Source organism: Streptomyces lavendofoliae (genome assembly GCF_014649735.1).
GTDB classification, from domain to species: Bacteria; Actinomycetota; Actinomycetes; order Streptomycetales; family Streptomycetaceae; genus Streptomyces; species Streptomyces lavendofoliae.
Map to the genome: position 1 here is coordinate 1 of NZ_BMTP01000005.1, position 12,811 is coordinate 12,811.

A 12,811-nucleotide genomic window follows, 5' to 3' on the forward strand; every position below is an offset into this window, starting at 1 on the left:
CGATGCGGCGCAGGTCGGCGGCGGCGGTGTCGACGACCACACCCCGGTCCGACTCCAGCTCCGCGATCCGCCGCTCCAGTCCGTCGGACGGCGACAGCAGACCCCGCACCATCGCCCGGTCGGCGTTGCCCAGCATCCGCGCGACGTAGGGCAGCACCGGCCACAGGACGACCAGCGCCACCAGGGTCACGACGAACGTCAGCACACCCCAGGGCAGCCGGACGAACCCGTACAGCACCGTCCGCCACGCCACCGAGTCCTTCAGGACCGTCCACAGCCAGGGGAAGAAGCCGCCGCCGGGCCGGTGCGGCAGCGGGCTGGGCTCCTCGACGCGTATGCCGAGCAGCGCCCTCGCCCTCGCCCGCTCCACCCGCCCCAGCCGGCGCGCTCCCACGAGACCGGCCGCCAGCAGCGGGAGTCCGACGACGGTCACCGACAAACCCGCACCGACGGCGACCATGAGCACCACGTAGACGAAGCCGAGGAGGGCCAGCGGAAGGTTGGCCAGAAGGTGGGCGACTTCCTTCCGGACATGCCGGTCGAATGCGATGCGTGCGGTCATGCCGACCAGCCTGCCGGGCGGGGCCCGCGCACGCCATGGGGTCCGTGGGGGGACGGGAAGTAGGGATAACCCCACCTGAAGTGCGGCACGGCTGATTACCGGCGTGAGGCCAGGGCCTAGACTCCCGTGCGTACAGATCGCATAAGGACCGCCGCGAGGGCAGGGAGCGAGGGAGACGGACGTGCCGGAACCGACCGTACGGGCCGTACCGGCCGTACTCGCCGTCGACTACTTCCAGAGCTATTCGGTCGTCGGCCTGCTCGCCCTCATCGGCGTGCTGTTCGTCGCGGTCGCCTTCGGGGCGGGGCGGCTGCTGCGGCCCGTCGTGCCGACGCCGGAGAAGCTGCTGACGTACGAGTGCGGCGTCGACCCGGTGGGCGAGGGCTGGGCCCACACACAGGTCCGCTACTACGTCTACGCTTTTCTGTACGTCATCTTCGCGGTGGACTCGATCTTCCTCTTCCCGTGGGCGACCGTGTTCGCCGCACCCGGTTACGGCGCCACGACGCTGGTCGAGATGTTCATCTTCCTCGGCTTCCTGGCCGTGGGACTGCTCTACGCGTACAAGAAGGGCGTCCTGACATGGACGTGACCCAGACCCCTGTCGACCTTCCCGAGCCGAAGAGGCTGGGAGCCCTCGCGCGCCTCGCGCCGGAGCCGATGAAGGTGGTCCTGAACTGGGGCCGCCGCTACAGCCTGTGGGTCTTCAACTTCGGGCTCGCCTGCTGCGCGATCGAGTTCATCGCCGCGTCCATGGCGCGGCACGACTTCATCCGGCTCGGCGTGATCCCCTTCGCCCCCGGCCCGCGCCAGGCCGACCTCATGGTCGTGTCGGGCACGGTCACCGACAAGATGGCGCCCGCGGTGAGGCGGCTGTACGAGCAGATGCCCGAGCCCAAGTACGTCATCTCGTTCGGCGCCTGCTCCAACTGCGGCGGTCCGTACTGGGACTCGTACTCCGTCACCAAGGGCGTCGACCAGATCATCCCGGTCGACGTGTACGTACCCGGCTGCCCGCCCCGGCCGGAGGCGCTCCTCCAGGGCATCCTCAAGCTCCAGGAGAAGATCGCCCGCGAGTCGCTCGGCGAGCGGTACGGCCACGGACGCCCCTCCTCCGTCGGCCAGCTGCGCAGCGGCCTGGTGCCCCCGCCGGGAGGTACGGCGTGAACGCCTACGACCGCCTCCCGGACGCCGCCGCCGAGATCTTCGGCGACGGGGCGACGGCGGAGAGCGCGTACGACCTGCTGACGGTCGACGTCCCCGCCGCGTCCTGGATCTCCGCGCTGGAGACCGCCCGGGACGAGCTGCACTGCACGTACTTCGACTGGCTGAGCGCGGTAGACGAGCCCGCCATCGGCTTCTCGGTCTGCGCCCACGTGGTCGCCCTGGAGGGCGGCCGGGTGCGGCGGCTCCTGTTGCGGACGACCGTCCCGCACGACGCCCCCGTCCTGCCGAGCGCCGTGGGCGTCTACGCGGGCGCGGGCTGGCACGAGCGCGAGACGTACGAGATGTTCGGCGTCACGTTCACCGACCACCCGCACCTGGTGCCGCTGCTGCTGCCGGAGGGCTTCGAGGGTCACCCGCTGCGCAAGGACTTCGTGCTGGCCGCCCGAGTGGCCAAGGCGTGGCCGGGCGCCAAGGAGCCGGGCGAGTCCGCGGCGGGTGCCGGGCACGGCGGCCCCAAGCGGCGCCAGATGCTGCCGCCGGGCGTCCCCGACCCGAACGACTGGGGCCCCCTGAAGGGCCAGCTTCCGCCCGCCCCGGCCCGTCCCGCCCGTGGTGCGCGGGCCGCCGGCGACCGCCCGGCCCGGCGTACCCGCACGGCGGGCGAGGGATCGGCGAGCCAGGCCCCCGAGACGGCCGCACCGGAAGCCACCGCGCCGGAAACCCCCGCGCCCGCGCCCGCGGCTGCCCCGCCGCGCCGCGCGCGCAGCGCCTCGGACGGCTCCGCGAGCCAGTCCGCCGCCCCCCGCCGTACGCGCTCGGCGAGCGCGGGCGCGGATGCCGGTCCGCGCACCGGGCACGGGGCGGAGCCGACGGCGTCCCCCACGCCGCCGCCCCGGACCCGCAGCGCGGACGCCCCGTGGAACAACCCGCGCCCCGCCTTCGAGGACGCCCCCGCGCCCGGCCGGGACGCCCCGGCGCCGGACGCGCCCGCGGCGACCGCTCCGGCACCCGCGGCGCCCGCACCCGAGCCGCCCCCGGCGCCGGAAGCGGACCCCACGCCCACGCCCACGCCCACGCCCACGCCCGACTCCGGCACCGGGCCCGCCCCCGACCCCGAAGCCGCGCCGGCACCGGACCGGGACGCCGCACCGGCCCCCGACCCCGAAGCCGCGCCGGCACCGGACCGGGACGCCGCACCGGCCCCCGACCCCGAAGCCGCGCCGGCACCGGACCGGGACGCCGCACCGGCCCCCGACCCCGAAGCCGCGCCCGCCCCCGACCCCCACGCCGCGCCGGCACCGGGCCGGGACGCCGGGCGCCCCGCCACCGACGACGGCGCCGGGCCGGGAGGAACATCCCCGAGAACGACCCGGCCCACGAACACCGAGGGAGACGCGTGAACGACGTACTCGACGTCGCCCTCCGGCTGCTCGTCGTCTTCGCCGTGTTCCTGGTCCTGCCCCTGGTGATCGGACAGACCGAGCACAAGGTCATGGCCCATATGCAGGGCCGCCTCGGCCCCATGTACGCCGGTGGCTTCCACGGCTGGGCACAGCTCGTCGCCGACGGGGTGAAGTTCGCGCAGAAGGAGGATGTGGTCCCGGCCAACGCCGACCGGCGCGTCTTCCAGCTCGCCCCCGCCATCGCCCTCCTCCCGTACCTCCTCGTCCTGGTCGCCATCCCGGTCGGGCCGGGCGAGGGGGCCGTCGGGGAGGTCGTCGACGCGGGCATCTTCTTCGTGCTCGCCGTCATGGGCGTCGGCGTCCTCGGCTCGCTCATGGCGGGCTGGGCGTCCGCCAACAAGTTCTCGCTCCTCGGCGGCCTGCGCACCGCCGCCCAGCTCCTCGCCTACGAGCTGCCCATGCTGCTGGCCGCCGCGTCCGTCGCCATGGCGGCGGGCACGGTGTCGCTGCCCGGCATCGTCGACGCCTTCGAGTGGTGGTGGCTGCCCTGGCAGATCACCGGGGCGCTCGTCTTCTTCGTCGCCGGGCTCGCCGAGCTCCAGCGCCCGCCGTTCGACATGCCGGTCGCCGACTCCGAGATCATCTTCGGCGCGTACACCGAGTACACCGGTCTGCGGTTCGCCCTGTTCCTGCTCGCCGAGTACGCCGGCATCGTCGTCCTGTGCGGCCTGACCACCGTCCTGTTCCTCGGCGGCTGGCACGGCCCGTTCGGGGCCGAGGGCCTCGGCTGGGTGTGGACCCTGCTCAAGACCGCCGTCCTCGCCTTCGTCGTGATCTGGCTGCGCGTGAGCTACCCGCGGCTGCGCGAGGACCAGCTGCAGAAGCTCGCCTGGACCACGCTGGTCCCGCTCGCCCTCGCTCAGATCGCCCTCACCGGCGTCGTCAAGGTGGTGATCCAGTAATGGCTCCGATTCCCGGATCCGGCCTCGCCAAGGGCCTGGCCGTCACCCTCCGCACGATGACCAGGAAGAGCCACACCGCGCAGTACCCCGACGTCCAGCCGGACCTGCCGCCGCGCACCCGCGGCGTCATCGGCCTGTTCGAGGAGAACTGCACGGTCTGCATGCTCTGCGCCCGTGAGTGCCCCGACTGGTGCATCTACATCGACTCCCACAAGGAGACGCTCCCCGCCACCGCTCCCGGCGGTCGCGAGCGCAGCCGCAACGTCCTCGACCGGTTCGCCATCGACTTCGCGCTCTGCATGTACTGCGGTATCTGCATCGAGGTCTGTCCTTTCGACGCGCTGTTCTGGTCGCCGGAGTTCGAGTACGCGGAGACCGACATCCACGAGCTGACCCATGAGCGGGACAAGCTCCGGGAGTGGATGTGGACGGTTCCCGAACCGCCCGCGCTCGACCCCGGCGCCGAGGAGCCCAAGGAGCTCGCGGCCGCCCGCAAGACGGCCGAGAAGCTCGCCGCCGCCGAAGCCGCCCAGGCCGATCCGGCCGCCGAAGCCGCCCGGGCCACCGGGACCGGCGACGTGACGCCCTCCGCGCCCGGCACCGGCGGGCCCGGCCAGCAGCCTCCGGCCGAGGGAGGGACCGCGTGACGCTCGCCGCCGGTCACGGCTTCCTGTCGCCCACCGGCGTGGAGATCGCCTTCCTCCTCGTCGGGATCGTCACCCTCGGCGCCGCCGTCATCACCGTCACGACGAAGCAACTGGTGCACGCCGCCCTGTGGCTGGTCGTGGCGCTCGGCGGACTCGCCGTCGAGTACCTCCTCCTCACCGCGGAGTTCATCGCCTGGGTCCAGGTGCTGATCTACGTCGGTTCGGTCGTCGTCCTCCTCCTCTTCGGCCTCATGCTCACCAGGGCACCCATCGGCCGCTCCCCCGACGCCGACTCGGGCAACCGTCCCGCCGCCCTCGCGGTGGCCGTCGCCGCCGCTGCCGCCCTCATCTGGGTGGTGATCGACGCCTTCCGCGCCACCTGGATCGACCTCGACGGGCCCGCGCAGGGCTCCACCAAGGTGTCGGGCGCCATCCTCTTCCGGCACTGGGTGCTGCCCTTCGAGGCGCTCTCCGTCCTCCTTCTGGCCGCGCTCGTCGGCGCGATCGTCCTCTCCCGCAGGGACCGCGAGCGGGAGGGCGGCAACTGATGCACCTCGCCTATCCGGCGGTCCTCGCCGTCCTGCTGTTCTGCACCGGCCTGTACGGAGTGCTCGCCCGCCGCAACGCGATCCTGGTCCTGATGTCCGTCGAGCTGATGCTCAACGCCGTCAACCTCAACCTCGTCGCCTTCGACGTGTGGCTGCGCGACGCCCTGCACGCGGGCCAGGCGCTGACCCTCTTCACCATCGCCATCGCCGCCGCCGAGATCGGCATCGGCCTGGCGATCGTCCTGATGGTGCACCGCAACCGCGGCACCTCGGACATCGACAAGCTCCGCGACAACGCCGAGACCCACGACGCCGAGACCGCCGGCCACGACGGGACGCCCGGCGCGGGCCGGACCGCGGGCTCCGGCGCGACGGCGGGCCCCGACGAGAAGGCGGAGGCCGCCGCGTGACCACCACGACCCTCGCCGTCCTCGTCCCCCTCCTGCCGTTCCTCGGCGCCCTCGCCGGGCTGCTGCTCGGCCGCACCGCCCCCGGGTTCGTGCGTCCGCTGGCCGTGCTCCCGACGCTCGCCGCGCTCGTCCTCGCCGTGCTCGTCGCCGTACGGCAGGGCGGCGGCAAGGCGATCGACGCGGCGACCCAGCTCACCCCGACCGGCTCCGTGCCGATCGACCTCGCCCTGCACCTGGACGGCTTCGCCGTCCTGACCGCCGTCCTGGTGGGCGTCGTCGCCTCCTGCGTGCAGCTGTACTCCACGGGCTACCTCCGCGACGATCCCCGCTACACCTCGTACGCCGCGCTCGTCTCCCTGTTCACCTCCGCGATGCTGCTCGTCGTCTACTCCGGCGACCTGATGGTGCTGCTGGTGGGCTGGGAGATCATGGGCATCTGCTCGTACTTCCTGGTCGGCCACTACTGGGAGACGCCCGAGGCGCGGGCCGCCTCCCTCAAGGCATTCCTCGTCACCAAGCTCGGCGACGTCCCCTTCCTGATCGGTCTGTTCGCGCTGGCCGCCGACGCCGGCACGTTCAGGATCACCGGCGTCCTGGGCGCCGTCGCCACCGGCGGCATCGATCACCCCACCCTGGTGGCGCTGCTGCTGCTCGCGGGTGTCGCCGGGAAGTCCGCGCAGTTCCCGCTGCACACCTGGCTCCCGGACGCCATGGCCGGCCCGACGCCCGTCTCCGCGCTGATCCACGCCGCGACGATGGTCGCCGCCGGTGTGTACTTCGTGGCCCGGCTCCTTCCCGTCTTCGCCGCCTCCGCCGCCGCCATGACCGTGCTCGCCGTGATGGCCGCGGTCACGATGGTCGGCTCCGGGCTCGCCGCCCTCGCTCAGGACGACATCAAGCGGGTCCTCGCCTACTCGACCATCGGCCAGCTGGGCTACATGTCCGGCGCCCTGGCCGTGGGCGACCGGGGCGCGGCCGTCTTCCACCTCCTGTCGCACGGCGCCTTCAAGGCGCTGCTGTTCCTCGCCGCCGGCGTGATCATCCACGCCGCCGGGACGAACTCGCTGGCCACCATGTCCCGGATGCGAGGGCTGGCCGCCCGGATCCCCGACGCCTACTGGACGATGACGGTCGCCCTGCTCGCCCTGGCCGCGATCCCGCCCTTCGCCGGCTTCTTCTCCAAGGAAGCCGTCCTCGTGGCCGCCGAGCACACCGCGCTGGGCGACCGGACCGTCGCCCCCGCCGGGGCGGGCTGGATCGTCCTGGTGTCCGGTCTCCTCACCGCCCTCCTCACCGCCGCGTACGCGACCCGTCTGTGGCTGCTGGCCTTCCGCGGCCGGGGCACCGAGGCCCCCGAGCACGGCAGGCAGCCGCTTGTCATGAACGCCGTGCTGTGGGTGCTCGCCGTCCCCTCCCTCGCCTTCGGCCTGGCCGTGGGCGTGCTCGGGGACTGGTTCGACGGCCACGCCCTGACCCCGACCGTCACCACCGCCGTGCTGGGCACGGGCATCGCCCTCGTCGGCGGGCTGGTCACCTACGCCACCTGGCGGCACACCATCGCGATGGCCCCCCGGCACCCGATGGGGGCGGTCGCCGCCCACCCCCAGGCCGACCCCGCCGTCTCCGAGGCCGCGGCGATCGCCACGCACACGCACGCCTACGGCGACGCCGGCCCGTCGCCCGACCGCCACCCCTCGCCGATCGGCTTGGCCGAGCCGTCGACGGCGCCCGACCCCGCAGACCCCGCCCGGCTGCTGCTCGGCCCGCTGCACCGCCACGCCGCCGCCGGCTTCCACCTCGACGCCGTCTACTCCGCCCTCTTCGTGCGCCCCGTCAGGGCGGCCGCCTCACTGGTCGGCTTCCTCGACCGCGAGGTCGTCGAGACGTACGTCCGAGGAGCGGGCAGCGGCACCGAGCTGCTGGGCCGGGCCGTCCGGCGCGCCCAGACCGGCAACGTGCAGACCTACCTCAGCGCCCTGCTCGCCGGCTCCGTCGTCCTGGCGATCGCCGCCGTCCTCGTAGCCGCCGGAGCGTGAGCCGTGCTCGATATCAGCGAATCCGTGATGCAGTTCCTTCTCGTGTTCCTCGTCGCCGGGCCGCTCGCCGGCGCCGCGGCAGCCCTCCTGCCCGCCCCGCCCGGGCTGAGGGGGAAGTCCCCCGACCAGGCCGTGCTCCGCCATGGCGTGACCGTCACCGGCGCGATCCTCGCCGCGGCGATCGTCCTCGCCATCGGCTTCGACCACGGCCGGCCGGCCAGGATGCAGGCCACGACGGACATCAGCTGGATCCCGGCACTCGACGTGCGGATCCACCTCGGTGTCGACGGCATCTCCCTCCCCCTCCTGGTCCTGACCGCGCTGCTGACCTTCCTGTGCGCGCTGTACAGCTACTTCAAGATGCCCGCGGGGCCCTCCCCGAAGGCATTCGTCGCCCTGCTGCTCGTCCTCGAGTCCGGCACCCTGGCGACCTTCGCCGTCCTCGACCTGCTGCTGTTCTTCCTGGCCTTCGAGATGGTGCTCATCCCGATGTACTTCCTCGTCGCCCGCTGGGGCGGTGAGGGCCGCCGGGCTGCCGCCTGGCGGTTCATCCTCTACACGCTGCTCGGCTCGGTCGTCATGCTGCTCGGCCTGCTCCTCGTCGGGCTGAAGGCCGGCACCTTCGACATGGTGGCACTCGCCACTGACAACGGCCGCGACATCACCACGTCCGTGCAGGTCATCGCGGTTCTCGCGATCGGCGTCGGCCTGGCGGTGAAGACCCCGATGTGGCCGCTGCACAGCTGGCTGCCGGACGCCCACACCGCCGCCCCGACCGTGGGCTCCGTCCTCCTCGCCGGCGTCCTGCTCAAGATGGGTACGTACGGATTCGTCCGGATCGTCCTGCCGATCGCCCCCGACGGCATGCACGTCCTCGCGCCCTACCTGGCCGCGTTCGCGGCCGCCGGCATCGTCTACGGATCGCTCGCCTGCCTCGCCCTCGCCCGCACCGGCGCCAGGGGCGACCTCAAGCGCCTGATCGCGTACTCCTCCGTGGGCCACATGGGCTTCGTCCTCCTGGGCATCGCGACCATGACACCCACCGGCGTCAACGGCGCGCTCTTCGCCAACGTCGCCCACGGCCTCATCACCGGACTGCTGTTCTTCCTGGTCGGCGCCATCAAGGACCGCTACGGCACCGCCGACCTCGACACCCTGGCCGGAGCCACCGGTGCCGCGCTCTACGGGCGCGCGCCCCGCCTCGGCGGGCTCCTCGCCTTCGCCGCCGTGGCCTCCCTGGGACTGCCCGGCCTCGCCGGGTTCTGGGGCGAGATGCTCGCGCTGTTCGGCGCGTTCCGGCCGGCCGAGGGTCTCAGCCGCCCCGCCTTCCTCACGTTCATGGCCGTGGGCGCGTTCGGCACGCTGCTCACCGCCGCGTACCTCCTGGTCGTCGTGCGGCGCGTCTGCATGGGAGCCCGGCCGGACGCCGGCCGGCCGCCGCTTCCGGACATCCAGCGGTACGAGTTCGCCGCCTGGTCGCCGCTGGCCGTCCTCACCGTCGTCGCCGGCCTCTGGCCCGCGGTCCTCCTCGGCCTGACCGACCCGGCCGTGCAGAAGCTCCTCGCAGGAGGCAAGTCGTGACCCTCGCCGCCACGAGCGCCGCAGGCGCGGCCAACCTGGTCCAGTCCGTCGACTGGGCCGCCGTCGCGCCGCCGGCCATCGCCGCCGTGGTCGCGCTGGCCGTGCTCGTCGCCGACCTCTTCGTACCGGCGGCGCGCAAGCAGCTCCTCGGCTGGGGCGCGATCGCCGGCCTCGTCGCCGCGATCGTCGCGCTCGTACCGCTGCGCAAGGGGGACCGCAGCACCTTCTGCCTGACCACCGGCGCCGACGCGTGCAGCTACACGGCCGACCACTTCACCCTGGTCATCCAGTTCCTGGTGCTGGGAGGGGCGCTCCTGACGGCGCTCCTGTCGCTCCACGAGACCGAGGAGAGGCTGCCGCCCGGGGAGTTCTGGTTCCTGCTGCTCTGCTCCGTCGCCGGCGCGGCCCTGCTGCCCGCCTCCCGGGACATGGCGACGCTGGTCGTCGCCCTGGAGGTCGCCTCGCTGCCCGCCTTCGCGCTCGTCGGCCTCAAGCGCGGCGACCGGATGTCCGGCGAGGCGGCGCTGAAGTTCTTCCTGTCCTCCGTCACCGCCACGGCCGTGATGCTGCTCGGCGTCAGCTTCGTGTACGCGGCGACCGGCAGCCTCCACCTCACCGAGATCGCCCAGAACCTGGACGACGTCCCGGCCCCCCTGGAGACCCTCGCCAAGGCGGGCGTCGCGCTCACCCTCGTCGGGTTCGCCTTCAAGACGGCCGCCGTACCGTTCCACTTCTGGGTGCCCGACACCTACGTCGGAGCGCCGCTGCCCATCGCCGCGTACCTCTCCGTCGTCGGCAAGGCGGTCGGCTTCACCGGGCTCATCCTGGTGACCGTCATCGCCTTCCCGACGTACGCGGACGTGTGGGGCCCGGCGCTCGCGGTGCTCGCCGCGCTCACCATGACCGTCGGCAACGCGGGCGCGCTCCGGCAGGCCCCCACGCGCGCGTGGAGCGCGGTACGGCTGCTCGCGTGGTCCTCGGTGGGCCAGGCGGGCTACCTGCTGGTGCCGATCGCGGCGGCGGCGTACTCCGGTGACGACCAGATCGGTGCCACCGTCGCGTACGCGCTGATGTACGCGGTCGTGAACCTCGGCGCCTTCGCGGTCGCCGCCCTGGTCGCCCGCGCGCACCCGCTGAACCGGATCTCCGACTACCGGGGGCTGTACGCGACCCGGCCCGGCGCCGCGCTCGCCATGGGCTTCTTCCTGCTGTGCCTGGCCGGCCTGCCGCCCGGTGTCATCGGCCTCTTCGCCAAGGTCACCGTCTTCTCGGCGGCGGTCGACGCGGGCCTGGGCTGGCTCGCCGTCGTCATGGGCGTCAACGTGGTCATCGCCCTCTACTACTACCTGCAGTGGACGGCCGTGCTGTTCCGCGCGCCCGAGGGCGCCCCGGCGGACCGGCCCGCCCCGGCGAAGCAGCCCGTCCCCGCCGCCGTCACCGTGGCCGTCGTCGTGACGGCCGCCGCGGGCGTGGCCCTGTCGGGCTACCCCCAGCTCGTCCTGCGCTTCGCCGCGGACACCCTCTTCTGACCTCGTCGAACCCCCCCGCAGCATCGAGGAGCACGGCCGTGCTGAACGGTTTCAAGGACTTCATTCTTCGTGGAAACGTCATTTCCTTGGCGATCGGCCTTGCCGTCGGCGCGGCCTTCACGGCGGTCGTCACCGCCTTCAGCAACGCCTTCATCACCCCGCTCATCGGTCTCGCCACCGGCACCGTCGGAGACTTCAGCCACTCCTACTTCACGGTCCGGAACGCCAAGTTCCCCTACGGCCTGTTCATCAGCGCCGCCCTGGCCTTCCTGATCACCGCGGCCGTGCTCTACTTCTGCGTCGTCGTCCCGATGATGAAGATCCAGACCCGCTTCAAGCGCGACGAGCCCGTCGACGTCAAGGCGGCGGTGCGCGACTGCCCGCGCTGCTTCTCCGCGATCCCGGCCGTCGCCAGCCGCTGCGCCCACTGCACCAGCGAGGTGGAGCCCGTACCGGAGGCGCTGGAGAAGGCCGGACTGCCCGCCCAGCGCTGACTCACCCGAACGGCCCACCCCCCGCCCCCGGGGGCGCAGGGAACCCGCCATGCCCGCCTGGCGTTGACCAGTACGGGAGGGTCCACTGAACAGTGGACCAGCACCAGGCAAAGGGTTCCCCTGCCGCACCATTTGGAGGGCGTACCGTGCACCGCCGGCACAACGGGCTGAAGACCGCCGTACTCCTCGGGGGACTGTCCGCACTCATCATCCTGATCGGCAGCTTCTTCGGCCGTACGGGCCTCGTCGTCGCGCTTCTCGTGGCGATCGGCACCAACGCGTACGCGTACTGGAACAGCGACAAGCTCGCGCTGCGGGCCATGCGGGCCCGCCCCGTGAGCGAGTTCCAGGCGCCCCGGCTGTACCGGATGGTCCGGGAGCTCTCCACGCAGGCCCGCCAGCCGATGCCCCGCCTCTACATCTCGCCCACCCAGGCGCCCAACGCGTTCGCGACCGGCCGCAACCCCCGCAACGCCGCGGTGTGCTGCACCGAGGGAATCCTGCAGATCCTCGACGAACGCGAACTGCGCGGCGTCATCGGCCATGAGTTGAGCCACGTCTACAACCGGGACATCCTGATCTCGTCGGTCGCCGGAGCCCTCGCCTCCGTGATCATGTTCCTGGTGAACTTCGCCTGGCTGGTCCCCGTCGGCCGCTCCGACGACGACGACGGCCCCGGCCTGCTCGGCATGTTGTTGATCATGCTGTTGGGTCCGCTCGCCGCGTCGGTGATCCAGCTGGCCATCAGCCGCTCCCGCGAGTACGAGGCCGACGCCTCCGGCGCGCAGCTCACCGGTGATCCGCTCGCCCTGGCCAGCGCCCTGCGCAAGCTGGAGGCCGGCACCAAGCAGCTCCCGCTCCCACCGGAACCCAGGATCGAGACCGCGAGTCACATGATGATCGCGAACCCGTTCCGGCCCGGCCAGGGGTTCGCCAGGATGTTCTCGACGCACCCGCCGATGGCGGAACGCATCGCCCGACTCGAACAGATGGCAGGTCGTCGCCCGTGAAAGCAATCCTGAACGTCATATGGCTCGTCCTGTGCGGTTTCTGGCTGTTCCTCGGCTACATGGCCGCGGGTCTGCTGCTGTGCGTCACGATCCTCGGCATCCCCTTCGGGCTGGCCGCCTTCCGCATCGGTCTCTACGCCCTGTGGCCCTTCGGCCAGACCGTGGTGGACCGCCGTGACGCGGGCGCCGCGTCCTGCGTCGGCAACGTGCTGTGGCTGGTCCTCGCCGGCTGGTGGCTGGCGCTGGGCCACGTCGTCACGGGCATCGCCCTGTGCGTCACCGTCATCGGCATCCCGCTCGGCATCGCGAACTTCAAGCTGATCCCCGTCTCCCTGCTGCCGCTGGGCAAGGAGATCGTGCCAAGCGACCGTCCGTTCGCCGCCCGGTGAGGACAGCCCGCGATGCCGCTCCCGCGTGAGTGTCAGTGCCGTGGTGCACCATGGACGCATGACCGAGTACGAG

General features: G+C 72.6%; 14 protein-coding genes. 13 read left to right on the forward strand and 1 reads right to left on the reverse strand.

Annotation, left to right across the window (positions count from 1 at the left end; all coding sequences use genetic code 11):
* Positions 1-562: sensor domain-containing protein (locus IE109_RS10775; protein WP_189550596.1), on the reverse strand; the 562-nt coding region annotated here is incomplete at its 3' end.
* A gap of 181 nt (positions 563-743) precedes the next feature.
* Between IE109_RS10775 and IE109_RS10780 the strand changes: the two genes are divergently transcribed.
* The 13 genes from IE109_RS10780 (at position 744) to IE109_RS10840 (ending at position 12,738) form a co-directional block, all read left to right on the forward strand.
* On the forward strand, positions 744-1,154 hold the full coding sequence (locus tag IE109_RS10780; protein ID WP_189550597.1) for an NADH-quinone oxidoreductase subunit A: 411 nt from the start codon (positions 744-746) through the stop codon (positions 1,152-1,154).
* Entirely contained in the window at positions 1,145-1,729 is a 585-nt protein-coding gene (locus IE109_RS10785) for an NADH-quinone oxidoreductase subunit B (RefSeq protein ID WP_189550598.1), read from the forward strand. Before IE109_RS10780 ends, IE109_RS10785 begins: the two co-directional genes overlap by 10 nt.
* Positions 1,726-3,129, forward strand: coding sequence for an NADH-quinone oxidoreductase subunit C (locus IE109_RS10790; RefSeq protein WP_189550599.1), 1,404 nt, complete (start codon positions 1,726-1,728; stop codon positions 3,127-3,129). The genes IE109_RS10785 and IE109_RS10790 overlap by 4 nt, the downstream gene beginning before the upstream one ends.
* A complete protein-coding gene (locus IE109_RS10795; RefSeq protein ID WP_189550600.1) occupies positions 3,126-4,094 on the forward strand; it encodes a complex I subunit 1/NuoH family protein in 969 nt (322 codons plus the stop codon). The genes IE109_RS10790 and IE109_RS10795 overlap by 4 nt, the downstream gene beginning before the upstream one ends.
* Positions 4,094-4,741: a NuoI/complex I 23 kDa subunit family protein gene (locus tag IE109_RS10800; protein ID WP_189550601.1), complete on the forward strand. Its 648-nt coding sequence runs from the start codon at positions 4,094-4,096 to the stop codon at positions 4,739-4,741. Before IE109_RS10795 ends, IE109_RS10800 begins: the two co-directional genes overlap by 1 nt.
* The gene (locus IE109_RS10805) at positions 4,738-5,289 is read left to right on the forward strand and encodes an NADH-quinone oxidoreductase subunit J family protein (protein WP_189550602.1); all 552 of its coding nucleotides are present in this window, start codon (positions 4,738-4,740) and stop codon (positions 5,287-5,289) included. Before IE109_RS10800 ends, IE109_RS10805 begins: the two co-directional genes overlap by 4 nt.
* On the forward strand, positions 5,289-5,699 hold the full coding sequence (nuoK, locus tag IE109_RS10810; protein WP_189550603.1) for an NADH-quinone oxidoreductase subunit NuoK: 411 nt from the start codon (positions 5,289-5,291) through the stop codon (positions 5,697-5,699). Before IE109_RS10805 ends, nuoK begins: the two co-directional genes overlap by 1 nt.
* Positions 5,696-7,735 carry an NADH-quinone oxidoreductase subunit 5 family protein gene (locus IE109_RS10815; protein WP_189550604.1) on the forward strand — a complete coding sequence of 680 codons (2,040 nt, stop codon included), beginning with the start codon at positions 5,696-5,698 and terminating at the stop codon, positions 7,733-7,735. The genes nuoK and IE109_RS10815 overlap by 4 nt, the downstream gene beginning before the upstream one ends.
* A gap of 27 nt (positions 7,736-7,762) precedes the next feature.
* Positions 7,763-9,316 carry an NADH-quinone oxidoreductase subunit M gene (locus IE109_RS10820; protein WP_189550605.1) on the forward strand — a complete coding sequence of 518 codons (1,554 nt, stop codon included), beginning with the start codon at positions 7,763-7,765 and terminating at the stop codon, positions 9,314-9,316.
* Positions 9,313-10,845: an NADH-quinone oxidoreductase subunit N gene (locus tag IE109_RS10825; RefSeq protein WP_189550606.1), complete on the forward strand. Its 1,533-nt coding sequence runs from the start codon at positions 9,313-9,315 to the stop codon at positions 10,843-10,845. The genes IE109_RS10820 and IE109_RS10825 overlap by 4 nt, the downstream gene beginning before the upstream one ends.
* A gap of 38 nt (positions 10,846-10,883) precedes the next feature.
* Complete coding sequence (gene mscL / locus IE109_RS10830; protein WP_189550607.1) at positions 10,884-11,339, forward strand: large conductance mechanosensitive channel protein MscL; 456 nt, start codon at positions 10,884-10,886, stop codon at positions 11,337-11,339.
* Positions 11,340-11,485: 146 nt separating this feature from the next.
* Entirely contained in the window at positions 11,486-12,349 is an 864-nt protein-coding gene (htpX, locus tag IE109_RS10835) for a zinc metalloprotease HtpX (RefSeq protein ID WP_189550608.1), read from the forward strand.
* Positions 12,346-12,738 (forward strand): YccF domain-containing protein, encoded by a 393-nt coding sequence (locus IE109_RS10840; RefSeq protein WP_189550609.1) that lies wholly within the window; start codon positions 12,346-12,348, stop codon positions 12,736-12,738. Before htpX ends, IE109_RS10840 begins: the two co-directional genes overlap by 4 nt.
* The last annotated feature ends 73 nt before the right edge of the window (positions 12,739-12,811 follow it).